Below are 26,229 nucleotides of genomic sequence, written 5' to 3' on the forward strand. Positions count from 1 at the left end.
TGTATATTTTTGAAAATAAATTATTCTTATTTAAGTCTTGCAGTAAAGCTACAAAACTTTAACATCCTATTAAAATTCAATCGAAATTATAACAACTATCTTTGTTAAAATTTTTTCAATAAAAAATGCTTCATGAAAATAGCAATTAGGCTAATTATCTTATTTATTATTATTGTTTTATTAGAAGTTTATGCTTTTCAGGCAATAAAAACCATCACAAAAAATAAATTTATCCGCTATTTTTGGTTGTTGATAAGCGTTGCTGTGTATGCGAATTTTTTATATGTTTCTTTAACCTATGATAGAGGTCAAGGACAAACACCACAATTTCAAATGGCAATGGGTTTGTTACTAACCGTTTTAATACCTAAACTGGTAGTATTAATTTTTATGTTTGGTGAAGATGTTTACAGATGGTTTTTAAAACTAATTTCTGCAATTTCATCTGGAGAAACAAAACCTCTAGCAGGAAGAAGAAAATTTATTTCGCAAATTGCTTTAGGTTTGGCAGCCATACCTTTTGCTTCCTTTATTTACGGAATAATTCAAGGAAAATACAACTATAAAGTTTTAAAATATCAGCTAACATTTAAAGATTTGCCAGAAGCTTTTGATGGTTTTACCATCACACAAATTTCAGATATTCATTCAGGGAGTTTTACAAATAAAGAAAAAATACAATACGGAGTTGACTTAATTAACCAACAAAAGTCAGATATTATGTTATTTACAGGAGACATTGTAAACAATAAGGCTGATGAAATGGATAATTGGATAGACGTTTTTGATAAATTAGAAGCTAAAGAAGGTAAATATTCTATTTTAGGAAACCATGATTATGGTGATTATATGGATTGGGAAAATCCGCAAGACAAAATTGATAATTTTCAGAAAGTAAAAGATATTCATAAAAAAATAGGCTTTGATTTATTGTTGGACGAACATCGTTATTTAGAAAAAAACGGACAGAAAATTGCACTTTTAGGAGTAGAAAATTGGGGAAAAGGATTTAATCAAGCTGGTGATTTAAAAAAAGCATCTGCAAATGTAAAACAAGAAGATTTTAAAATTTTAATGACACACGATCCAAGTCATTGGGAATATAAAGTAAAAAACGATGCATTTAATTATCATTTAACTTTAAGTGGTCATACACATGGTTTGCAAATGGGTATTGAAATTCCTGGTTGGATCAAATGGAGCCCTTCAAAATACGTTTACAAACAATGGGCAGGTTTGTATGAAGAAGCTGGAAAATATATAAATGTAAATCGTGGTTTTGGTTATCACGCTTTTCCAGGGCGAGTTGGTATTTGGCCAGAAGTAACTGTTATAAAATTGAAAAGAGCCTGATAATCAGATAATTTAAATACTTTTATTTATCTTTGTTTATGTACGATACTAAAAATATTTGTTTTTCCCCCCTTAAAATTTTATGTCATGACAAAATTTGGAGAATTAATTAGTGTTGAAAAACCTGTTCTGATAGACTTTTATTCAGACTGGGAAGATGCAGAAAACACTGTAGAAACTTTAAGAAACGTTGCTGCTGCTTTGGGCGACAAAGCTAAAGTTATAAAAATAGATGTCACAAAAAACGAAAATTTAGCAGATGCTTTGCGTGTAAAAGGAAATCCTACATTTATGCTTTATAAAAATGGCGAAATGAAATGGCGCCAAACAGGTTTTCAAGATGCAAAAACTTTAATTGATTTGGTAAAAGAGTATTTGTAAATTTTGATATTTAATCTATTGCTTTAAATTTGAAACCTTTTTTAGAAAATGTTTCCAAAACTTTTGGTAAAACAAAACGTATTTTTTCAGCAGCTTTAATACTATCGTGAAAAACAATAATGCTTCCGTTTTTTGTGTTTTTTAAAACGTTTTGCAAGCATTTTTCTTTAGAAATAGTAGCGTCAAAATCTGCGGATAAAACAGACCACATAATAATTTTATAGCCTTTTTTTAAAATTTGTTTCGCTTGATTTTTCTTTATTTTTCCGTAAGGAGGACGAAAAAGTTTTGAGTTATGAGGTTTCTCAACTTTACTAGAAATAACATTCTTACACTCTAAAAAATCATTAATATATACAGTTTTGTTACTTTTCCAGCCATTTAAATGATTTTGGGTGTGATTTCCAATGGAATGTTCTCCATCAATAATTTTTTTAAAAATTGCGGGATGGTTTTCAATGTTTTTTCCGATACAGAAAAAAGTAGCTTTTGCATTGTGTTTTTGTAATTCACTTAATACAAATTCGGTAATTTCTGGAGTTGGACCATCATCAAAAGTGAGATATATTTCTTTCTTTTTTAAAGAAAAACGCCAAATATATTCTGAGAAAAATCTCATTATAATATTTGGCGTTCTGGGGAAATATGTTTTCATTTAGTTCTTACTCTTCTTCATCAGGTACAAGATATTCAAAACGTTTTATGGTACTCATAAAATCGGCTTTTACTTTTGCAACATACTCTTTGTCATTACTACCACTATCTATTTGTTCAATTAAATTTTTAAACATGTATAAAGAGGTGTCAATTTCATCAAAAATAATATTAGAATCTTCTTTATCGAAAGTACTTAACCAAACTAATTTTTCTGTGATTAGACGAACTAAAGTTTCAGAAACTTTGTTTCCTTTTTCTTGTTCTCCTAATTCATAATACATTTCTGGATATCCTATAGAAAGGCTGTAATGGTCAAATTTTTCGATTGGTAGTTTATCTAAAGAAAGATCTAATACTTCTATAGCTTTAATGGTATCTCCTTCTTCTGCAAAGGCGTCAGATAAACGCATTAAACTATTTCTTAAAGAAATTGCATTTCTTTTGGTTTGTTCATCTAAGTAAATTTTACCACTATTGATGTTTTTCCATTCTAATTTTTGAATGTTTTCATACATTTTTTCAGCATCTATTCTACCAATATCAAATAAACTTATTTCACGTTTTTTACCATTTTGGTCTATATATTTTGCTGGTGTTTTAATAGGTACTAATTTAAATGCCAAACCATCTAACTGTAAATAATCTTTTAGCCAAATATATTCTTCATCGGCATTTGCACCACCTGTAAAATAAATAGGTCGTTTCCAGTCGTTATTTGCTAAAATATCTAGCATTAAAATCCTGTTTTTTGTAATACCTCTTTCATCAATTTCAATATCAATATAAGGTACAATTTTGTCAGCATCTTTTTGAGCAACAATACCGTTTTTTAAAACATTTTCTTTGTTAACAGGAATTCTAATTCTGTTTGTTGGATAAAATTTTTCTTTTACATCATTTTCTTCATCAATATAATAGGTTGCATCATTATCTGAAGAAATCCAACGCATAAAATCTTTTATGGCTATAACAGAGTCTTTAAATCTTGGGTGCTCTATATGATATGCAACGTCTAAACTACCATATTTATATTGGTCGTGTGTTAATTGTGATGGTATTGGAGGAGCATCATAAGTGGCGCGTTTCATTTGATCTATATACCAATCTGTGGCAAATAAACTGGTGTTTACCAGTTTTATATCAGTTCTAATACCTTCTACTTCTTGCATGTACCAAAGTGGGAAAGTATCGTTATCACCAATTGTAAACATAATGGCATTTGGATCACAACTTTCTAAATAAGCTTGTGCATTTAAACGAGTTGTATATCTGTTTGAACGATCATGATCATCCCAATTTTCAGAAGCCATTAAGGTTGGAACTGCTAAAAGTGAAAATATTGAAAACGCATAAGCAATTCTTATGTCTTTTTTAAAAATTATATTTATTATGAATGTAAATACGTCAATAAGTATAATTATAAGATTAATTATACATAAGAAGATTAAAACTAGATTTACGTTATGAATTAAACTGAGCAAACTATCATTTAAATTTAATGTATATAAATATCTAGTAGCGAAATAAAGTATAATTAATATTCCTAATGAAATTACTTCAAAACCTAAATATTTAAAGTTATTTTTAATATTATCTTTTAATCTTTGAAATAATCCTAGCACCCCAAAACCAATCCAAATAGCAAAAATGTAAAAACTACCTACCACTGCATAATCACGTTCTCTTGGTTCAAAAGGTTTTGGATTTGTATAAAAAATAATGGCAAAACCTGTGAAAGCAAAAAATAAGAAAAGTGTAAAAAAGTTTTGCTTATCCCATTTTACTTGAAAAAACAAACCAATAAGCCCTAATATTAAAGGTAAAAAATAATATTTATTTCGCCCTTTATTTTCTAAAACTTGTGATGGTAATTGTTTTTGAGAGCCTAATCTCATTTCATCAATAAAATCGATTCCAGAAATCCAATTTCCGTTTAAAATATCTAATCGTCCTTGAATATCATTTTGACGCCCTGCAAAATTCCACATAAAATAACGACCATACATGTATCCAAATTGATAGCTAAACATGAATTTTAAGTTTTCTCCAAAAGTAGGTCTACGTTTACTATTTTCTGGGATGCCTGCAATTTTTTTGTACATTTCAACACTAGTAGTAGAAGGATCTACCATTCTAGGTATAAATCCTTTGTGTTTATCAGACCAATTTGGCATGACGTTTTTGTATTTATTTACAATAACGTATTTGCCATTTTTCTTTTCGTACTTTGGCTTGTCATCTCTAAAGGGATTACTTGCGTCTTGCTCTCTTTGAAATGAATTTGAATAATAAGTGTCGTAAAACACATTAGCATCACCATATTGTTCACGTTCGTAATAAGCTAATAATTCACGAGCACTAGAAGGGTTGTTTTCGTTAATAGTGGTATTTGCATTTGCTCTAATTGGTAACATCATCCAAGAAGAAAAACCAATCATAATAAATAATACCGATAAAATAAGTGTATTTGTGTGTACTTTATTTTTTTTGCGAGTTTGTTTTAAACCGAAGTAAAAAAGTGCAATTAAAATGATACCTGCTATTATGGATCCAGAATTATATGGCAACCCAACTGTGTTTATAAAAAACAACTCAGATGCACTAAAGAATTTTAATGTAAATGGAAATAAAAATTTAAAAACAAAAGCCAATACTAAAACTGATAGTATTGTTGCAATTGCTGTAGTTTTTATTGTAATGTTTTTATAAGTTTTGAAAAAATATAGCATTACAATTGCTGGAATTACTAGTAAAGATAATATGTGTACTCCAAATGATAAACCAACTACAAAACTGATTAATATTAGCCACTTATTTCCTCTTGGTGTTGTAATTTCACTTTCCCATTTTAAACCTAACCAAAATAAAATAGCCATTAAAAATGATGACATTGCATATACTTCACCTTCTACTGCACTAAACCAAAAACTATCTGAAAACGTGTAAGCTAAAGAACCAACAATACTACTTCCTAAAATAGCAATATAACTGCCCTCAGTAATTTTACCAGCTTTTATAGCAAGTTTTTTGGCTAAGTTGGTTATGGTCCAAAACATAAATAAAATGGTGAATGCACTTACTAGAGCAGACATGAAATTTACCATTTTTGCAATTTCAGAAACATCTGAAGTAAACATTGCAAAAAATGCACCTAACATTTGAAAAAGAGGTGCACCTGGAGGATGCCCAACTTCTAATTTTACTGAAGTAGCAATATATTCTCCAACATCCCAAGCACTAACAGTTGGCTCTATAGTTAAAGTATAGGTTATTAAGGCAATAACAAATGTAACCCATCCTAAAATGATGTTCCACTTTTTAAAATTTTCTGGTGTCATAATGAACAAATAATGTGTGCGAATTTAATAATAATTATGAATAAATAGTGTTTTGAGAGCTTTATTGCGAAGTTAAATGCTCATAAAACTTTGTTAAAGTCAAAATTTATAAAAAAATGTTTGTAAAATTAAAAGAATACCTTAAATTTGCACCCGCAATTAAGCATTGGCCTATGGTGTAATTGGCAACACTCCGGTTTTTGGTACCGTCATTCAAGGTTCGAGTCCTTGTAGGCCAACAAAAGCAACTTTTAATCTATTGATTATTAGTTGCTTTTCTTTTTTTAAGGACTTTTGTGTCGGTATTAGTATCGGTATTTTTAAAGTTTATTCTTTGTTTTTTTAGGAAATACTTTTTAAAGATTCTTTTTAGAATCGAATAGTTACTCTATAAAAATCTCTAGAACTTTGTTTTGAGTTGAATTGTTTGCTTTTTTTCGATCTGAAACCTGCGTTTAATAAACCACTTTATTGTTACTTACGTTTAAATGTACATAAGTGTTGCTTAAATCTTTGGTTTCAATATCATATTTTTCGTGCAAAGTTAAACCAACTGAAATAGAAGTTCTTCAGAAATCAAAAAAAAGCATGAAATCATAATAGTAAAACAAATTTGATTGAACGTAAGTCTTTTTTAAGATTTATTAAATAATTTAAATTCAATTATAAAAATTTTTTTGATATACGGATACAGTTACCATATGCATCAAATAAGCAAAAGAAAATCTCTTTTAACTGCTAACTTTGTTGCTAAACGATTATTAATTTAAATTTTTTAAAGAAATGAAAGTACAAGCATATTTAGCATTTAATGGAAACTGTCAAGAAGCATTAAATTTTTATGGAGAATTATTTAATGCGAATGTAGAAAATAGAGAAACTTACGAAGATAAAAAAATGGATGTTCCTTCTTCTTTCAGAAACAAACTGCAACACGCAGAATTAATCGGAAAAGGAATTCATTTAATGGCATATGATGCTGCACCAGATACACCAATAAATAGTGGAAATCAAATTCACATGAGTGTAGATTTTAATGATAAAGAAGAAGCAGAAGACGTTTTTAATAATCTAGCCGAAAGCGGAATTAAACACCATAATTTTAGAGAAAGAGAATGGGGCTTCTTTGGAAGATGTACAGACAAATATGGAATTAATTGGATGGTAAATGCCAAAAAATAATCTTAAATTTCTAAATAAGAATATCATAATGGATTGCATTTGTTTGTAATCCATTATTTTTATAGAAAGATTTTTTTAAATAATTGAAGTTATATTGAAACTCATAAAATTCACAAAAAAAGGTATTTATTGTATTCCAGGAAAGTTTTATTTAGATCCTTGGTATCCTGTAGATTATGCGATTATTTCTCATGGTCATGCAGATCACTCAAGAGCTGGAAATAAGCATTATTTATGTCATAATGATTCCAAAGCAATTATAAAACATAGGTTAGGACAAGATATTTTTATTGAAAGTTTGAGGTATAATGAACCTAGAAATATAAATGGAGTGCAAGTCAGTTTTTTTCCAGCGGGTCATGTCATTGGTTCTGCTCAAATTCGGTTAGAATACAAAGGTTTTGTAGTTGTTTTTTCTGGGGATTATAAAACACAACCCGATTTTATTTCCACTCCTTTTGAACCCGTAAAATGTCACGAATTTATTACAGAAAGTACCTTTGGTTTGCCAATTTATAAGTGGAAAGAAGAAGCAGCGTTGCAAACTCAATTACAGAATTGGGTGTTACAAAATCAACAAAATAACAGAACAAGTGTTTTTTTAGGATACAGTTTAGGAAAAGCTCAAAGAATTATGAAGTTGATTGAAGGTGTAGATGATATTTTCGTACACACAGCAATCCACAACTTAAACTATGCTATTTCAGGTTCAGGAATTGAGCTACCAGAAACCACTTTACTGAATTACGATTTTAAAAAAGCAGACCTTCAAAATAAAATAGTAATCATGCCTCCAGGTTTGTTGGGTTCTCGATTGTTGAAGAAAATACCGAACGCATCAACTGCAATTTGTTCTGGTTGGATGCACATTCGTGGAAACCGAAGATGGAAAGGAGTAGATGCAGGTTTTGCTGTGAGCGATCACGCAGATTGGGATGGTTTATTGGAAGCTGTAAAAGCCACTGAAGCAGAAAAAGTGTATGTAACTCATGGTTCACAAGCTGTTTTTTCTAAATATTTGAATGAAATTGGCATTGAAGCGCACGAATTAAAAACCGAGTTTGGTGATGATGAATTAGCAAGTGAAGTAGAAATTAAAACTGAAAAAGCGTAATTATGAAAGACTTTTCCAACTTAATTAGCGCGATTGAAATCACCAATAAAACCAATGCAAAAATTGATGCTTTGGTCAATTATTTTAGAACTGCTCCAGACAAAGACAAACTGTGGCTAATCGCTTTATTTACAGGAAAAAGACCTTCAAGACCTGTAAAATCGAACTTAATGAAAACTTGGGTGATGGAAATTACACAACTTCCTGAATGGCTTTTTTTAGAAAGTTATGCATCTGTTGGAGATTTAGGAGAAACCATTGCACTTTTATTACCAAATCCAGAATATAAAATAGAAAAACCTTTACATATTTGGATTGATGAACTTATCAACCTAAAACAAAAAACAGACGAAGAAAAAAAAATATATGTTTTAGAAGCTTGGAACGGATTAGAAGCACAAGAACGATTAATTTTCAATAAATTAATTGGCGGAAGTTTCAGAATTGGAGTATCTAAAAAAACATTGGTAAATTCATTGGCAAAATTATCTGGCATTGATGCAAACCAATTAATGCACAGTATTATCGGAAATTGGACACCAAATTCTATTTCCTTTGATGATTTATTGAATGGCGAACACATCAATTACGATAATTCTAAACCTTATCCGTTTTGTTTGGCATATTCTTTAGAGAAAGATTTGGAAGATTTAGGCAAAACGAACGAATGGCAAGTAGAATACAAATGGGATGGAATTCGCGGACAAATCATAAAAAGAAAAGAAGAGGTTTTTATTTGGAGTAGAGGAGAGGAATTAGTAACTGAACAATTTCCAGAATTGGTAGAAGCAGTTGGGCAATTAGAAGGTAATTTTGTTATTGATGGAGAAATTCTGGCAATAAAAGATAGTGCTGTGTTGCTTTTTAACGATTTACAAAAAAGACTGAATCGTAAAAATGTAACTAAAAAATTGATGGAAGAGGTGCCTGTTGGTTTGTATATTTATGATATTTTAGAATGGAATGAAGTCGATTTACGTACGTTTTCAATGGAAGAAAGGCGCGTTAAATTAGAAGAATTATTCAAACAAAATACGAGTGATATTTTAAAATTATCAGAAGTCATTAATTTTAAAAATTGGGATGAATTAGATGCCTTAAGAAATATTGCAAGAAGTTTTAATTCTGAAGGTTTAATGCTGAAGAAAAAAGATTCTATATATCACGTTGGAAGAAAAAAAGGCGATTGGTGGAAATGGAAAGTAGATCCCTTAACGATTGATGCAGTAATGATTTACGCCCAAAAAGGAAGTGGAAGAAGAAGTTCTAAATACACAGATTATACATTTGCAGTAAAAAATGAAGACAAATTAGTAACGGTTGCAAAAGCGTATTTAGGATTAACAGATGTAGAAATTACAGAAATTTCACGTTGGGTAAATAAAAACGCCATTGAAAAATTTGGACCCGTAAGAACTGTAAAACCAGAATTGGTTTTCGAAATTGCTTTTGAAGGAATAGCATATAGCAAAAGACACAAAAGCGGAGTCGCTTTGCGTTTTCCAAGAATGAAACGTTGGCGAAAAGACAAAACTGTAAAAGATATTGATACGATTGAAAGTGTTAAAGCCCTAATTGATGCCAATTAAAATTAAAAAGACGATTGTCATTTCGAGCGAAACATAGTGGAATTGAGAAATCTTATTACGAGGATTAGAAACTTTATTTATAAAGCTATTTTATATGATATTTCTCCATAAAGTCGAAATGATATAGAAACCAACAACCAACAACCAAAAACCAAAAACCAAAAACCAAAAACCAAAAACCAACAACCAATAACTAACAACTAATTTGAGCAACTTCAAACAAACACAAGGCTACAAAATCATAGAAAACTGGATGGCAGAAAAAAACCAAACGCCATTTAGTTTTCAAATCCAAACTTGGGAACGCTATCATAACAATTTCAGTGGAATGGTAGTTGCTCCAACAGGTTTTGGGAAAACGTTTTCTGTTTTTTTAGCGGTTGTAATTGATTATTTCAACAATCAAAATAGCTATAAAAAAGGGTTAAAATTAATTTGGGTAAGTCCTTTGCGCTCGTTGGCAAAAGATTTGGCAAAAGCCATGAACACTGCTGTAGATGAAATTGGTTTAGATTGGACAGTGGAGGTTCGAAATGGAGACACGCCCACCAAAGATAGAAGGCGTCAAGAACGTGCAATGCCAGACGTTATTTTAACGACTCCAGAAACGCTTCATTTATTATTTTCTCAAAAGAAAAACTCGCGTTGGTTTAAAAATGTAAACTGTATTGCTGTTGATGAGTGGCACGAATTATTAGGCTCAAAACGTGGTGTAATTACAGAAATTGCGATTGCGAGAATCAGGAATTTATCACCAAAAACACGTATTTGGGGAATTTCTGCAACCATTGGAAATTTAGAAGAAGCCAAAAATGTGTTAATTCCTTATGACGTAAAAACCACAATGATTCGTGCAAAAGAAAAGAAGAAAATCGATATTATTTCTTTGTTGCCAGATGAGGTTGAGGAATTGTCTTGGGCAGGTCATTTAGGAAAAACGATGAGTTCTAAAATAATTCCGATTATTTATGAAAATACAACGACTTTAATTTTTACAAATACGAGAAATCAGAGTGAATTATGGTATCAAATTTTAATTGAAGAAGAACCCGATTTAATTGGTCAAATTGCCATCCATCATGGTTCTATTGATAAAGTGCAACGTAATTTTATTGAAGAAGCCATTTCAAACGGATTGTTAAAAGCGGTTGTTTGTACATCTTCCTTAGATTTAGGAGTCGATTTTAAACCTGTAGATTGTGTCATTCAAATTGGTTCTGCCAAAGGAATTGCGCGTTTTATGCAACGAGCAGGAAGAAGTGGGCATTCACCTTTTGAGCGCTCTAAAATCTACGCTGTTCCCACACATTCTTTGCAATTGATAGAAGTTGCTGCAGTAAAAGAAGCCGTAAAACAGAATGAAATCGAGTCGAGAATTCCGTATGTTTTAACCTATGATGTTTTGGTTCAGTTTTTAGTGACGTTGGCAGTTGGCGAAGGTTTTAAAGCAGATGAAACTTTTGAATTGGTGAAGGAAATTCACGCATTTCATTATTTAACCAAAGAAGAATTCGATTGGTGTATCCATTTTATTACACAAGGTGGAAATACGTTAAAAGCTTATGAAGAATTTCATAAAGTGGTGTTAGACGAAGATGGATTTTACCGAGTAAAAAGTAGAAGAATAGCCATGATGCACAGAATGAATATTGGTGTAATTGTAAGTGAAGTAATGCTATTTGTAAAGTTTTTTTCTGGTGGATATATTGGAATGGTGGAAGAGTATTTTATCTCAAAATTAAAAAAAGGTGATGCTTTTATTTTAGGAGGAAGGGTTTTAGAGATGAAACAAATAAAAGACATGATTGTTTTGGTAAAAAGAAGCCAAAAGAAAAAAGCGATTACACCAAGTTGGATGGGTGGCAGTTTGCCTTTGACTTCTTATTTAACCCATTTTTTAAGATTGAAATTAAGTGACGCATTAACACCAAATAATAGAGAAAAAGAACTCAAATTTTTGCATCCATTATTAAAAAGACAAGAAGCCAATTCTCACATTCCAAAACACGACGAATTTTTAGTAGAACTCATAGAAACCAAAGAAGGTTTTCATTTGTTTGCCTATCCTTTTGAAGGCAGATTGGTGCACGAAATTATGGCGTCTTTAATTGCGTACAGAATTAGTAAAATTGTAAAAAGAACGTTTACAATTGCACAAAACGATTATGGTTTCGAGTTGTTAAGCGACCAAGAAATTCCATTAAATGAAGAAAATATTGCAGAAATATTCTCGAAAGAAAATTTAATTCAGGATGTAACTGCAAGTATAAATGCGAGTGAAATGGCTTCTCGAAAATTTAGAGATATTGCTGTGGTTGCTGGTTTGGTGATTCAAACACAACCAGGAAATCGAAAATCGAATAAGAGTTTGCAATCTTCATCAGGATTAATTTTTAGAGTTTTAAACGACCATGAACCCAATAATTTATTATTAAAACAGGCTTATAACGAAGTTTTCGATTATGAATTAGAAAAAGTACGCTTACAAAGTGCTTTTAAACGAATTTCAGAAAGTAAAATCATTTTGAAAAGAGCACAAAATTTTACACCTTTGAGTTTTCCGTTAAAAGTAGATAGTTTACGAGGAACTATGAGTAATGAAGATTTGAATAAACGAATAGAACGCATTCAAAAACAAGCTTTAAAAGCCTAAATATGAGTAAACCTTTGGTAATAATTTCTAAAAAAATACTTTGTAAAGATGAGGTTTTAGAAGTTACGAATCAACGAGTTTTGTATTGGGAAGCTCAAAAAAGTTTAATTTTAAGTGATTTGCATATTGGCAAATCTGCCCATTTTCAAAAAAGCGGCATTCCCATTCCAAAAGATGTTTTAACAACAGATTTAGAACGCCTAAAACAGTTAATTCTTCATTTTAAAGCAGAAAATTTAATTATTGTGGGCGATTTATTTCACGCAGAATACAATGCTGATTTAGATGAGTTCAAAGAATGGTTGTTGCAATTCGAAAACTTACAATTACAATTGATAAAAGGAAATCATGATAGATTAAGCAACAAAATTTACGAGCAATTTAATATTGAGGTTTTTAAGTCAGAATTAAATATAAATACGTTAAAATTTGTGCATGATCCTGAGGAAGAAATAAATGATTATTTCACTATTTCAGGACATGTTCATCCAGGAGTTTTTATCAAAGGAAAAGGAAAACAACGCATAAAACTACCTTGTTTTCAGGTAACCGAAAATCAATTAATTTTACCTGCATTTAGTTTGTTTACTGGCTTAAACACAAGACAAAGTTTAAAAAAATGTAAAAATTATTGTTTTACAGATGATGGAATTTTTGAGTTGTAATTTTACTTCATCAAAAAAGCCTTCAAATCTTCATAAGAAGAAGCTTTAATAGCCACTTTTTTATTATTGATTACTTTCTGAATCTGTTCTGGAATCTTCACTTTAACAGGCAAAGTTTCTTCTACAACATCTAAAAACTTTACAGGATGTGCCGTTTCTAAAAACACCCCAAATTCGTTTTCATTTAAACCATATTTTTCCAATCCTAAATAGCCAACTGCTCCATGGGGATCTGCAACATAACCAGATTCTTTGTAAATCGCTTTCATCTTTTCGCGAGTTTCATAGTCAGAAAAACTATAAGAAGAAAAATGCTTTTTTAAAGCCTCAAAATCGTTGTTATACAATTCCTGAATTCTAATAAAATTACTTGGGTTTCCAACATCCATTGCATTAGAAATGGTTGCTTTAGATGGTTTTGGAGTATATTTTCCGTCTTTTAAATAATTAGGAACAGTATCATTTACATTCGTAGAAGCTACAAAATGTTTGATAGGTAAACCTAGTTTTTGCGCCATAACTCCAGCGCAAATATTGCCAAAATTTCCACTTGGTACAGAGAAAACCAATTCTTTATTTAGTTTTTTTAATTCTTTATAAGTGAAGAAAAAGTAGAACATTTGTGGCAACCAACGTGCAACATTTATTGAATTTGCAGAGGTTAATGTTCTAGAAATTTCTTCATCTAAAAAAGCAGTTTTTACCATTTCTTGACAATCATCAAAAACACCATCTACTTCTAAAGCTGTAATATTCTGACCTAAAGTAGTTAGTTGTTTTTCTTGAATATCGCTAACTTTTCCAGAAGGATATAAAATAACTACATTTACACCTTTTACACCTAAAAATCCATTGGCAACTGCGCCTCCAGTATCTCCAGAAGTCGCAACTAAAACTGTTACTTCTTTATCATTTCCTTGGTTGAAATATTCCAAACATTTCGCCATAAATTTGGCACCAACATCTTTAAAAGCCATTGTTGGTCCGTGAAACAATTCTAAAGAAGCAATATTATCTGTAATTTTTACCACAGGAAAATCGAAAGAAACCGTTTCTTCAATAATTTCTTTTAATTTTTCGGTCGGAATTTCATCACCCACAAACTGTTTAATTACTTCAAAAGCAATTTCTTGATTGGAATAATTCTCTATATTTTCAATAAAATCTTTTGAAAGTGGCGTAATTGTTTCCGGAAAATAAATTCCTCTGTCTTTTGCCAAACCTTCTACAACTGCGTTTTTAAAAGTTGTTTTTGGCGATTTTCTATGTAAACTGTAGTAGTTCATTTTTTGGTTTTTGGTTTGTAGTTGACGGTTTCTGGCGAGACTATCAACCAAAAACCATTAACCAGCAACTATTTTATGATTTTCATTCCTGCTGGATTCACTTTTGAGATAAACAACTCAAAATCAATTCCAGTATTTTTATATGCTTCGTTAATTGCATTATGTACTTTTTCTGCAATTTCATCACCTTCGCACAAAGCATAAATTGTTGGGCCAGAACCAGAAATTCCTGCACCTAAAGCTCCAGCTTTTACAGCACTTTCTTTTACTTCATCAAAAAATGGAATTAAAGATTTTCTTGCAGGTTCTGCAACCAAATCTACCAAAGAATTACTAATTAATTCGTAATTATTGGTGTATAATCCACTCACTAATCCACCAACATTTGCCCATTGTGTAATGGCATTTTTTAATGGAATTTCTTTTGGTAAAACTTCTCTAGCGTCTTTTGTTTTTACTTCAATTTGAGGATGAATTGCTACCACCCTCAATTTTTCTGGAACTGGAAGTTTTATAATATCCAAAGGTTCGTAACTTCTTACGAGCACAAAACCTCCATAAATTGCGGCAGCAACATTGTCGGCAATTGGAGTTCCACAAGCAACTTCTTCGCCAAACATCGCAAATTTTGTGAGTTCTAGTTCAGAATACTTATTTTCTAAAAACTGATTTACACCAAAAGCAGCACCTGCAGCACTTGCAGCAGAACTCCCCAAACCACTTCCAGGAGAAAATCCTTTGTGGATGGTAAGTTCAATTCCGAAATTTGCATTGGCTTCTAATAATATTTTTTTAACCACAGCACTTGCTGCGTTTTTATCAACATCATAGGTTAAATCTGCGCCAGTAATATTGGTTATTTTTACTCCTTTTTCAGTTGTTTTTGTAAACGTCATTTCATCGCCAATGGCATCTACTGCAAAACCCATAGAATCGAATCCGCAGGAAACATTGGCAACAGTTGCAGGAGAAAATATTTTTAAAGTTTTCATTTATTTTGGTTTGTGGTTTATGGTTGATGGTTTTTAGTTCAGATGAGAACCATCAACCAACAACTAAAAACCAATAACTATTTAGTAGTTCTAATAATATCAGCAAAAATACCAGAAGCAGTAACATCTGCACCAGCTCCAGCACCTTTTATAATTAAAGGATTTTCTGGATATCTATCTGTAAAAAATAATACAATATTATCACTTCCATCTAAATTATAAAAAGGATGGTTTGAAGGAATGTGCTGCAAGCCAACATTTGCTTTTCCATCTGCAAATTCTGCAACATATTTTAAACGACAATTTTTGTCATTTGCTTCCTTAAAAATTTGTTGAAAATGTGCTTCGTTCTTTGTTAAAGAAGCATAGAAATCATCATTATTTTTGGTTTTTAAACTTTCTTCAGGAAGAAAAGCATTTTTAGAAATATCACTTAATTCTAAATCGTAACCACTTTCTCTGGCAAGAATTAAAATTTTTCTGGCAACATCAACTCCGCTTAAATCAATTTTTGGATCTGGTTCTGTATAACCTTCTTTTTGTGCTTGCTCAACAACATCGTGAAAAGTTGAATTTTCACTAAAATTATTAAACACAAAGTTTAAACTTCCAGATAAAACAGCCTGAATTTTATGAACTCTATCACCAGAATTAATCAGGTTTTTTAATGTGTCTATAATTGGTAAACCTGCACCTACATTTGTTTCAAACAAAAATGGTGCATTGTATTTTCTTGAAACTTCTTTCAACGTTTTATAGTTGTCTAACAAAGATGCACAGGCAATTTTATTACAGGTTACCACTCCAATACTTTGTCTTAAATAATTCTCGTAAACTTCGGAAACAGCTTGATTTGCAGTATTGTCTACAAAAACACTATTTCTCAAATTACATTCTTTTGTTTTGTTAAAGAACTTTTCTAAACTTGTTTGTTCTCCGTTTTCTAAAAGTTCTTTCCAGTTTTTTAAATCGATTCCTTTTTCGTCAAAAAACATTTTTCTGGAATTGGATAAACCAATCACACGAATTTTCAGTTTTAAATGCTGTTTCAAATGTTTTTTTTGCTGCTCTAATTGCGCTAAAAATCGTTCTCCAACATTACCAACACCCGTTACAAAAAGATTTATTTGTTTAATTTTTTCCTCAAAAAATTGTTCATGCAACGTATTTAAAGCTTTTTTCGCATCACTTTTATTAATTACTGCAGAAATATTTTTCTCTGTAGAACCTTGTGCAATGGCTCTAATATTCACATTATTTTTCCCCAAAGAGCTAAACATTTGTCCGCTTAAACCTTGGTGATTTTTCATATTATCACCCACCAAAGCAATAATGCATAAATCTTGTTCTAATTTTACAGGATTTACTTTTTGTTTTTCAATTTCAAACTCGAAAGTTTCATCAATTACGGCTTTTGCTTTTTGGGCATCTTCATCTGCAATACCAATACAAATAGATAATTCCGACGAAGCCTGCGTAATTAAAATAATATTGATGTTATGAAAAGAAATGGCTTCAAATAAACGTTTCGAAAAACCAGGAATTCCAACCATTCCACTTCCTTCCAAGGTAATTAACGTTATGTTTTCTATATGGCTAATTCCTTTTACAGGCTTTTTATTACTCGTTTCTTTGGCAATTAAAGTTCCTTCTTCCTCTGGCTTAAATGTGTTTTTAATCCAAATAGGAATTTCTTTTTTCAATACTGGCTGAATCGTTGGCGGATAAATAACTTTCGCGCCAAAATGAGACAATTCCATGGCTTCGTGATACGAAATATGTGGAATAGGAAATGCTTGTTTTACCACACTTGGGTTGGCAGTAAACATTCCAGAAACGTCTGTCCAGATTTGTAATTCTTCCGCATTTACAGCAGCAGCAATAATTGCAGCAGTATAATCAGAGCCTCCTCTTCCTAAAGTGGTGGTTTTTCCTTCAAAAGTATTTGCAACAAAACCCGGTAAAAGAGTCACTTGTTTTTGGTTTCCATCGAAATAAGTTGCAATATTTTTATTGGTTTCTGCAAAATTAACGGTTGCATTTAAATAATTATCAGAAGCAATAATTAATTCTCTACTATCTTTATATTCAGTTTCAAAAGAAAGGCTTGCAGCTTTAGCAATAATAGAAGAAGATAATAGTTCTCCAAAACTAGAAATAGTTGCCAAAGTTTTAGGTGTTAACTCTTGCAATAAGTAACAACCTTCGTAAATAGTTTCTAAATGGTCTAAAAGTTCTTGAACATAATTCTTGATCTCAGAAATATTTTCTTCTAGAACCAATTCTCTAAGTATATCAAAATGTAGATTCTCTATTTTTTTAAAAACGGTTTTATAGTCCTCGTTTTTTGAAGCTGCTAAATTTGCGCCTTCAATTAAAGCATTGGTTGTTTTTCCAAAAGCAGAAACTACAACTGCAATTTTTGTGGATTTTGAAGCTTTTTCAACAATTGATAAAACTTTTTTTATGTTTTCTGAATTTGCGACAGACGAACCGCCGAATTTTAATACTTTCATCTTTTTAAGAATAAATATTCTGTGAAATTAATTTTTTATTGAGAGTTGTTTCAAAATTATTCGAAACAATTTAAATGACCTATGCTGATATGAAATATAATAAACCCCTAAAGGGTAATTGTTGTAGTTGTGCCAATAATAATACCTGCTAAAGAAATAGCATTGGTTAGTTTTGTATGTATTATTAAATTATTCACAAGGCAAAAATATTAGAAATATTTAATTAGCAAACAAGAACTTGTGTTTATTTTATGTTTTTAATGAATTTATATCATATTGATAAAAACAAGTAGTGAAAATTTAAAATTTGACATTACTTGGATAGTTGTTGTGATTTTTCCTTAATAATTTGTGCAATGGATTTGTTTTCAATTTTACTTTCTAACCAAGATAAAATATCTAAATATAAAAATGCTCTTTTTTCATAAGGATGATTTTCGAAGACTTTTAGCTTAGCGTGAATTTTCTTAAATTCATTTTTAATTTCATGAGGAAAAACATCACTTAAATCTCTAATAGAAGTTAAAAATACTTTTTGCACTTCCTGTAAGTTCTCCATTTTTAATAAGAACTTATAGGTATCAACAAACTGTCTTTCCAAATCGTAATCTAAACCACATTCGTAGTGCGCAATTAAATTTAAAACACGCGCAAAACATTGCAAATCTTCGGCAGCACCAATATTTTTTGATTTTATTATTTTTTGTAAATAGGCAATACACAATTCATTTTTATCCATTCCAAAATACAAACAGGCAATTTTATAATACAGCATTACCACGTAATGATTGTCAAGTCTGTTTTTATAATCGTTTATTTTTTTATTGATAATTTCTACCAAATATTCACCTTCAGAAAAAGTGCCTTCTAAAAAATGTAAATGCAATTTGTTTGCGTATAAGTATTGAAAAATTAAAAGCTCTGTATTTGTATTTAAAGGAATATTTTTTTGTTGTATTTCTTCTTCAAAAAAAGCCAATTCTTCTTTAAAAGTTGATGTTTTTTTTACAAAAAAAGAAGCTTCTAATAAATAATTAATTCCTTTTAAATAAAAGACAGGGTGTAGAATTATTAGTTTTTGATTTTCTTTAAACAAATTTACCCACTTGCTTGCATATTTGTAACTCTGTAAAAAATCTTGCACTAAAAAACTATGCCACAAATGCGCTTTATATAACCATAAACGCTCTCTAAAACCAAGGTTTGCATATTTATAATTAGGTAAACGATCTTCAAAATAAGTATTTACAAATTGTAATTCCTCTTCATTTTTTACGTAACCGTTTTGTAATAAGTGGCTATATAATTGCAGTGATAAATTAGATAATTTACTTGCAATTACGTTTTGCTGACTCAATTCTTTTGCTTGTACAGAAAGTTGATCTGCTCTATTGCTTAAGCTTCTAGTAATATATTGTGTTTCAATTACTTTTTCAAGTTCTACAATTTCATAAGCAATGTTTTTTTCTTCATTATCCAAAGCCATGTTTTTAGCTTTTTCTAATAATTTTAAACTTTGTTTATACAATCCTTTTTGGTATAAAACCGTTGCAAAATCTAATTGTTCTCTAATTTGAATTCGAATATTTTTATGAGCAGGGTTTAAACGTAAACTAATTAAAATTTGTTTGTATAAGTGTGCTTTTAAGTTAGATAGTTGTTGTTTTGAAACAATACCACTACCAATAATTACCTTTTCATCGTACACTTTTAGTTTTTCTAAAAATTTAAATAAAGAGAAAAATTTAGCATCAATATTACCACCTAATCTACCTACATAAAGATTAAATTGTCTTTTTTCAGACTTAGTTAAAGATTTAATTAAAACAAAAAGTGCATCATTTTGTTGATTGGCGAATGTAATGCTTTTACTCATAATATACTGTAAATCAATTATTTGGTATATTTGTTTTTAGTTTAGAAATCGTGCTTTTCAAAAAGATTACCCTTACATATAAAATGCAAGATATATATTTGATTTATAATAAAGATAATCTTTTCAGAAATTATGCAAGATAACAAAGTACAAATTTTCGATACGACATTAAGAGATGGAGAACAAGTTCCTGGATGTAAATTAGATACAAAACAGAAATTAGTGATTGCTGAAAGATTAGATTTACTTGGAGTAAATGTTATAGAAGCTGGTTTTCCAGTTTCAAGCCCTGGAGATTTTGCATCTGTTTCTGAAATTGCAAAAATTGTAAAAAATGCAACTGTTTGTGGGTTAACTAGAGCTGTAGAAAACGATATTAAAGTTGCTGCAGAAGCTTTAAAATTTGCAAAACATCCAAGAATTCATACAGGAATTGGGACAAGTGATTCTCATATAAAATTCAAATTTAATTCCACAAGAGACAAGGTTATTGAAAGAGCTGTAAAGGCTGTTTCTTATGCAAAATCTTTTGTAGAAGATATTGAGTTTTATGCAGAAGATGCTGGTAGAACAGATAATGAGTTTTTGGCAAAAGTTTGCGAAGAAGTTATCAAAGCAGGAGCAACTGTATTAAATATTCCAGATACAACAGGGTATTGTTTACCAGAAGAATATGGTGCAAAAATGAAATATTTACGTGAAAACGTAAAGGGAATTGAAAACGTAATTCTTTCTTGTCACTGTCATAACGATTTAGGAATGGCAACAGCAAACTCAATTGCAGGTGTTATTAATGGAGCACGTCAAATAGAATGTACCATTAACGGAATTGGAGAAAGAGCAGGGAACACAGCTTTAGAAGAAGTGGTAATGGTCTTAAAACAGCACCCGTATTTAAACTTAGAAACTTCTATCAATACAAAGTTATTATATGATACAAGTATTATGGTTCGCGAAAGTATGGGAATGCCAGTACAACCAAACAAGGCAATTGTAGGTGCAAATGCATTTGCGCACAGTTCTGGAATTCATCAAGATGGAGTGATAAAAAACAGAGAAACATATGAAATTATGGATCCTGAAGATGTTGGTGTTACAGAAAGTGCAATTGTTTTAACAGCAAGAAGTGGTAGAGCAGCACTAGCTTATAGAGCCAAAAAAATAGGGTATGAATTAACCAAAATTCAGTTAGATAGTGCATATACTTCTTTTTTAGAAACTGCGGATAAGCAAAAAGAAGTAAAAGATGAAGATATTCATCAAATAATGAAACAAGTAAACAACGTTTCTAAAATAGCAATCGCTTAATCTTAGTCAAATCGAAAATAAACTTTGTTTTCACGGGTAGTTGTAACATTTCTTAATCAACCAAATAATTAGTAAATTAGCAACTACCTTTGATTCAAAAGAATCTTCAAAATAAAGTAAATGAAATATACAATAGCGGTAATTCCAGGAGATGGTATTGGTCCAGAAGTAACTAATCAAGCAAAAAAAGCATTAGATGCAGTTGCTGAAGTATATGACCATATTTTTTTATATAAAGAAGCTCAAATGGGTGCATCTGCAATTGAAGCTTCTGGAAATCCTTTGCCAGAAGAAACAATAGAAATTTGTAAAAAAGCAGACGCAATTTTATTTGGTGCAATTGGTGATCCTAAATATGATAAAGATCCTTCCTTAAAAATAAGACCAGAACAAGGTTTATTACAATTAAGAAAAGAATTAGATCTTTTTAGTAACATAAACCCTGTAAAAGCATACGATCAATTAATAAAAAACTCTCCTTTAAGAAGAGAAATAATTAAAGGAACAGACATACTTATTTTTAGAGAAATAACTGCAGGAATTTATTTTGGAAAAAAAGAAACAAGTCAAGATGGTAAAAATGCTTACGATGTTTGTTCTTATTCAGTAGACGAAATTTCAAGAATTACACATTTAGCTTTCAAAGCAGCTCAAGGCAGAAAGAAAAAAGTAACATTAATAGATAAATCTAACGTGTTAGAAACCTCACGCTTATGGAGAAAAACCGTTACAGAAATATCTAAAGAATATAAAAACGTGAAATTAGAATATTTGTACGCAGATAATGCAGCAATGAAGCTAATTTTAAATCCAAAAAAGTTTGATGTAATTCTAACAGAAAACTTTATTGGAGATATTATTTCAGACGAAGCAAGTGTAATTTCTGGCTCAATAGGTTTATTAGCATCTTCATCTATAGGAGATCAAAATGCTTTATTTGCACCAGTTCATGGTACTTTTCCAGAAGCAAAAGGTAAAGATATTGCAAATCCTTTAGCATCTATTTTATCAGCAGCTTTAATGCTGGAGCATTTAGGTTTGCATGAAGAAGCAGATGCAATTGAAAGAGCAGTAGAAAAATCTTTAGATTTAAATATCACAACAGAAGATATTAAAGGTAAAAATAAATATCCAGCAAAAACCTCTAAAGTAGGCGATTTTATTGCAGATTATATTTTAAATCAAGACGATAGTAATCTAAATTTTATCAATATTCACGTAGGTCAAAGTACAATTATTTAAAAAATACTTTTAAGTTTTTAGAAGCCATTTCCAGCTTTCCACTATATCTTTTTATGTAGTATTTATTTTAAAATAGTTAAATGATAGCATTTTATTGTAAGCATTTTATAGCAGTAAAAAATAAATTTTGCATAAAAAGGATGCCGTTTCAATCTGGACTAAACCAGTTTAAAAACTTATTACATTATATAAAAAATCAGTTTTTATTTGGATAATTAATATAAAATTTCAAATATTTGAAAAATGATAAAACAAGCATTAAATATTATTTCTATTATTATTGTCATCGTAATTATTACGACATGATAAGGAAGTGATATTTATATTTTTTATAAAAGAACCTTCCATTAATTTGGAAGGTTTTTTTTTGAATTTATTTCAATCATTGAGTATCATAATTAAATATAATTAAAACACTATAATACAGTTGTTTAAGTGTTTTTTTTAACACATGAGTTTAAAAATTGGTATTAAATAATATGCATTAAAAACACAGAAAAACAATAATTTAGTAAACAAATTGAACAAAACAATAAATGGAATTAAATAAACACAGCAAAAGATTAACACAAGATGAATCTCAACCAGCATCACAAGCAATGTTGTATGCAGTAGGTTTATCTGATGAAGATATGAGCAAAGCACAAGTGGGTATTGCAAGTACAGGTTATGATGGAAACCCATGTAACATGCACTTAAATAACTTGGCAGCAGAAGTAAAAGTGGAATCTAAAATTGCAGGTTTAGTCGGTTTGGGCTTTAATACAATTGGAGTTTCAGACGGAATTTCTATGGGAACTTCAGGAATGAATTATTCTTTAGCATCCAGAGATATTATTGCAGATTCTATAGAAACTGTAATGAATGCTCAGAGTTATGATGCTTTAATAGCAATTGTAGGTTGTGATAAAAATATGCCTGGAGCTGTAATCTCAATGTTGCGTTTAAACCGTCCTTCAATAATGATGTATGGTGGAACAATTGCGTCAGGAAATTATAAAGGAAAAAAATTAAATATCGTTTCTGCTTTTGAAGCTTTAGGGCAAAAAGTAGCTGGAGAAATAGAAGAAGAAGAATATAGAGAAATCATTAAAAGAGCCATTCCAGGAGCAGGAGCTTGTGGAGGAATGTACACAGCAAACACAATGGCTTCTGCAATTGAGTGTATGGGTTTTGCATTGCCTTACAACTCGTCAATTCCTGCGGAAAATCCGAATAAATTATCGGAAGGAGAAAGAACAGCTTTAGCTATAAAAAATTTATTAGAATTAGATTTAAAACCATTAGATATCATTTCTAAAAAATCGTTAGAAAATGCTATTGCAATTGTAAACGCATTAGGAGGTTCTACAAATGCAGTTTTACACTTTTTAGCAATTGCACATGCTGCAGATATCGAATTTACATTAGAAGATTTTCAAAGAGTTTCAGATAGAACACCATTAATTGCCGATTTAAAACCTTCTGGAAAATACTTAATGGAAGATGTTCATGGAGTTGGAGGTACACCAGCGATTATGAAATATTTATTAGACAATGGGTATTTACATGGCGATTGTATGACTGTTACCGGTAAAACTTTAGCAGAAAATTTGGCAGATGTAGAAGCGATGGAATTCGAAGACCAAGATGTAATTTATCCAAAAAACAAAGCATTAAAATCGTCTGGAAATATTCAAATTATTTATGGGAATTTAGCCACAGAAGGAGCTGTAGCAAAAATTTCTGGAAACGAAGGTTTATTGTTTGAAGGAAAAGCAGTGGTATATGATGGTGAACAAGCAGCAAATACAGGTATTTCAAACGGAGAAGTAGAAAGAGGAGATGTAGTCGTCATTAGGTATGTTGGACCTAAAGGAGGACCAGGAATGCCAGAAATGTTAAAACCAACATCCTTAATTATGGGAGCAGGTTTAGGAAAATCTGTCGCTTTAATTACAGATGGTCGTTTTTCTGGAGGAACACATGGTTTTGTGGTCGGACATATTACACCAGAAGCACAATCTGGAGGCGCAATTGGTTTGCTAGAAACTGGAGACAAAATTAGAATCAGTGCAGAAGACAATTCAATTAATGTTTTAATTTCTGATGAAGAATTGGCAGAAAGAAAAGCAAAATGGGTTGCACCACCACTAAAACACAAAAAAGGAATTTTATATAAATATGCAAAATCAGTGGCATCAGCTTCAAAAGGGTGTGTAACAGATTTGTAAATAAGAAAATAGAAAAAAGAAATAAGAAACAAGGGAGTGAGTAATTCTTTTCTCTCTTTTCTATATTCTTTTATCAAAAAAGATAAAAACATATGGAAACACAAACCATAAAAAACACAGAAAAAGCTACTAAAACTACAGAAAATATTTCTGGAAGTGAAGCAATTGTAAGGTGTCTTATAGAAGAAGGAGTTAAGATTTTATACGGTTATCCTGGAGGCGCAATTATGCCTGTTTATGATGAATTGTATAAATATCAAGATAAAATTCATCACGTTTTAACACGTCATGAGCAAGGTGCAACACATTCTGCACAAGGTTATGCAAGAATTTCTGGTGAAGTTGGAGTTGCTATAGCAACATCTGGTCCAGGAGCAACCAATTTAATTACGGGTATTGCAGATGCACAAATAGATTCTACACCAATGGTGTGTATTACTGGTCAAGTTTTTTCTCATTTGTTAGGTAGCGATGCGTTTCAAGAAACAGATATTGTTGGTATTTCTACACCAGTTACAAAATGGAATTGTCAAGTTACCAAAGCAGAAGACATTCCTAAAGCAATTGCAAAAGCATTTTATATTGCAAGAAGTGGAAGGCCAGGACCTGTTTTAATTGATATTACCAAAGATGCACAAATAGAAAAATTTGATTTTTCTTATGAAAAGTGTACGAAAGTAAGAAGTTATTCACCTGTTCCTAAAACAGTGAAAGGTTCTTTAGAAGCAGCTGCAAAATTAATTAATGAAGCAAAAAAACCATTAGTTGTATGGGGCCAAGGAGTTATTTTAGGAAAAGCAGAAGAAGCATTTAAAGCAGTAATTGAAAAAGCAGGAATTCCTGCTGCTTGGACAATTTTAGGGGCTTCTGCAATCCCTACAAAACATCCTTTAAATGTGGGTATGGTTGGTATGCATGGTAATTATGCACCCAATAAATTAACTAATGAATGTGATGTTTTAATTGCAATCGGAATGCGTTTTGACGATAGAGTTACAGGAAAATTAGATGAATATGCTACCCAAGCAAAAGTAATTCACTTTGAAATTGATCCTGCTGAAGTAAATAAAAACGTAAAAGCAGATATTGCTGTTTTAGGCGATGCAAAAACAACTTTAGAAGCTATTTTACCTTTAATTAATAGTAATTCTCATATAGAGTGGCATCAAAAATTTAAAGATTTATATGCTATTGAATATGAGAAAGTAATAAAAGACGATTTACACCCAACCAAAGAAGGTTTAACAATGGGTGAAGTTTTAAAAGAAATAAATATTCAAAGTAAAGGAAATGCAGCAATCGTTTCAGACGTTGGTCAACATCAAATGATTGCTTGTAGATATGCAGAATTTAATAAAACTAAAAGTAACATTACTTCTGGTGGATTAGGAACCATGGGTTTTGGTTTGCCAGCAGCAATTGGTGCAAAAATGGCGGCTCCAGATCGTGAAGTAGTTTCTATTTCTGGTGATGGAGGTTACCAAATGACAATTCAAGAATTAGGAACTATTTTTCAGCAAAAAGCTGCTGTAAAAGTGGTGGTTTTAAATAACGATTTCTTAGGAATGGTGCGTCAATGGCAACAACTATTTTTTGAAAAACGTTATGCATCTACAGAAATGATAAATCCTAATTTTGTAGCCATTGCAGAAGGGTATTATATCAAAGCAAGAAAAGTTACGAAACGAGAAGATTTAGCAGAAGCTGTTAAAGAAATGATGGAAAGTAAAGAAGCCTATTTTTTAGAAGTTTGTGTAGAAAAAGAAGGAAATGTTTTTCCTATGATTCCTACAGGAGCAAGTGTTTCAGATGTGAGATTGGAGTAGTTAGAAGCATGAAGCTTGAAGCCTAAAAATTATAAAAA

At 30.7% G+C, this 26,229-nt stretch carries 17 protein-coding genes and 1 tRNA gene; 12 read left to right on the forward strand and 6 right to left on the reverse strand.

Going from position 1 to position 26,229, the window contains the following annotated elements; all coding sequences use genetic code 11:
* Window positions 1–132 precede the first annotated feature (132 nt).
* Both FDT66_RS08920 and FDT66_RS08925 read left to right on the forward strand, forming a co-directional pair.
* On the forward strand, window positions 133–1,353 hold the full coding sequence (locus FDT66_RS08920; RefSeq protein ID WP_138535829.1) for a metallophosphoesterase: 1,221 nt from the start codon (window positions 133–135) through the stop codon (window positions 1,351–1,353).
* An 87-nt stretch (window positions 1,354–1,440) separates the two neighbouring features.
* Window positions 1,441–1,734 carry a thioredoxin family protein gene (locus FDT66_RS08925; protein WP_138535830.1) on the forward strand — a complete coding sequence of 98 codons (294 nt, stop codon included), beginning with the start codon at window positions 1,441–1,443 and terminating at the stop codon, window positions 1,732–1,734.
* Window positions 1,735–1,744: 10 nt separating this feature from the next.
* Here FDT66_RS08925 and FDT66_RS08930 read toward each other — a convergent pair whose 3' ends face one another.
* Both FDT66_RS08930 and FDT66_RS14170 read right to left on the reverse strand, forming a co-directional pair.
* A complete protein-coding gene (locus FDT66_RS08930; protein WP_138535831.1) occupies window positions 1,745–2,353 on the reverse strand; it encodes a polysaccharide deacetylase family protein in 609 nt (202 codons plus the stop codon).
* A 43-nt stretch (window positions 2,354–2,396) separates the two neighbouring features.
* Window positions 2,397–5,729: a glycosyltransferase family 117 protein gene (locus FDT66_RS14170; protein ID WP_246034816.1), complete on the reverse strand. Its 3,333-nt coding sequence runs from the start codon at window positions 5,727–5,729 to the stop codon at window positions 2,397–2,399.
* A gap of 167 nt (window positions 5,730–5,896) precedes the next feature.
* Here FDT66_RS14170 and FDT66_RS08940 point away from each other — a divergent pair.
* The 6 genes from FDT66_RS08940 (at window position 5,897) to pdeM (ending at window position 12,932) form a co-directional block, all read left to right on the forward strand.
* Window positions 5,897–5,968, forward strand: a tRNA-Gln gene (locus FDT66_RS08940).
* A gap of 544 nt (window positions 5,969–6,512) precedes the next feature.
* On the forward strand, window positions 6,513–6,911 hold the full coding sequence (locus tag FDT66_RS08945; protein WP_138535832.1) for a VOC family protein: 399 nt from the start codon (window positions 6,513–6,515) through the stop codon (window positions 6,909–6,911).
* Window positions 6,912–7,005: 94 nt separating this feature from the next.
* Window positions 7,006–8,025: a ligase-associated DNA damage response exonuclease gene (locus tag FDT66_RS08950; RefSeq protein ID WP_138535833.1), complete on the forward strand. Its 1,020-nt coding sequence runs from the start codon at window positions 7,006–7,008 to the stop codon at window positions 8,023–8,025.
* Window positions 8,026–8,027: 2 nt separating this feature from the next.
* Window positions 8,028–9,614 carry an ATP-dependent DNA ligase gene (locus FDT66_RS08955; protein ID WP_138535834.1) on the forward strand — a complete coding sequence of 529 codons (1,587 nt, stop codon included), beginning with the start codon at window positions 8,028–8,030 and terminating at the stop codon, window positions 9,612–9,614.
* Between the two features lie 205 nt (window positions 9,615–9,819).
* A complete protein-coding gene (locus tag FDT66_RS08960) occupies window positions 9,820–12,267 on the forward strand; it encodes a ligase-associated DNA damage response DEXH box helicase (RefSeq protein WP_222927916.1) in 2,448 nt (815 codons plus the stop codon).
* Between the two features lie 2 nt (window positions 12,268–12,269).
* The gene (gene pdeM / locus FDT66_RS08965; RefSeq protein WP_138535835.1) at window positions 12,270–12,932 is read left to right on the forward strand and encodes a ligase-associated DNA damage response endonuclease PdeM; all 663 of its coding nucleotides are present in this window, start codon (window positions 12,270–12,272) and stop codon (window positions 12,930–12,932) included.
* 2 nt (window positions 12,933–12,934) lie between these two features.
* Here the strand turns inward: pdeM and thrC are convergent, their stop codons facing one another.
* The 4 genes from thrC to FDT66_RS08985 all read right to left on the reverse strand — a co-directional run bounded on the left by thrC (window position 12,935) and on the right by FDT66_RS08985 (window position 19,602).
* Window positions 12,935–14,218: a threonine synthase gene (gene thrC, locus FDT66_RS08970; protein WP_138535836.1), complete on the reverse strand. Its 1,284-nt coding sequence runs from the start codon at window positions 14,216–14,218 to the stop codon at window positions 12,935–12,937.
* Between the two features lie 68 nt (window positions 14,219–14,286).
* The gene (locus FDT66_RS08975; RefSeq protein WP_138535837.1) at window positions 14,287–15,210 is read right to left on the reverse strand and encodes a homoserine kinase; all 924 of its coding nucleotides are present in this window, start codon (window positions 15,208–15,210) and stop codon (window positions 14,287–14,289) included.
* A 77-nt stretch (window positions 15,211–15,287) separates the two neighbouring features.
* A complete protein-coding gene (gene thrA / locus FDT66_RS08980; RefSeq protein WP_138535838.1) occupies window positions 15,288–17,726 on the reverse strand; it encodes a bifunctional aspartate kinase/homoserine dehydrogenase I in 2,439 nt (812 codons plus the stop codon).
* Window positions 17,727–18,039: 313 nt separating this feature from the next.
* Entirely contained in the window at window positions 18,040–19,602 is a 1,563-nt protein-coding gene (locus FDT66_RS08985) for a hypothetical protein (protein WP_138535839.1), read from the reverse strand.
* 132 nt (window positions 19,603–19,734) lie between these two features.
* Between FDT66_RS08985 and FDT66_RS08990 the strand changes: the two genes are divergently transcribed.
* The 4 genes from FDT66_RS08990 to ilvB all read left to right on the forward strand — a co-directional run bounded on the left by FDT66_RS08990 (window position 19,735) and on the right by ilvB (window position 26,191).
* Entirely contained in the window at window positions 19,735–20,910 is a 1,176-nt protein-coding gene (locus FDT66_RS08990; protein ID WP_138535840.1) for a 2-isopropylmalate synthase, read from the forward strand.
* Between the two features lie 120 nt (window positions 20,911–21,030).
* Window positions 21,031–22,152 (forward strand): 3-isopropylmalate dehydrogenase, encoded by a 1,122-nt coding sequence (gene leuB / locus FDT66_RS08995; RefSeq protein ID WP_138535841.1) that lies wholly within the window; start codon window positions 21,031–21,033, stop codon window positions 22,150–22,152.
* 536 nt (window positions 22,153–22,688) lie between these two features.
* Window positions 22,689–24,365 (forward strand): dihydroxy-acid dehydratase, encoded by a 1,677-nt coding sequence (gene ilvD / locus FDT66_RS09000; protein ID WP_138535842.1) that lies wholly within the window; start codon window positions 22,689–22,691, stop codon window positions 24,363–24,365.
* 92 nt (window positions 24,366–24,457) lie between these two features.
* The gene (ilvB, locus tag FDT66_RS09005) at window positions 24,458–26,191 is read left to right on the forward strand and encodes a biosynthetic-type acetolactate synthase large subunit (RefSeq protein WP_138535843.1); all 1,734 of its coding nucleotides are present in this window, start codon (window positions 24,458–24,460) and stop codon (window positions 26,189–26,191) included.
* Window positions 26,192–26,229: the final 38 nt, after the last annotated feature.

Source organism: Polaribacter aestuariivivens (assembly GCF_005885675.1).
GTDB lineage: Bacteria > Bacteroidota > Bacteroidia > Flavobacteriales > Flavobacteriaceae > Polaribacter > Polaribacter aestuariivivens.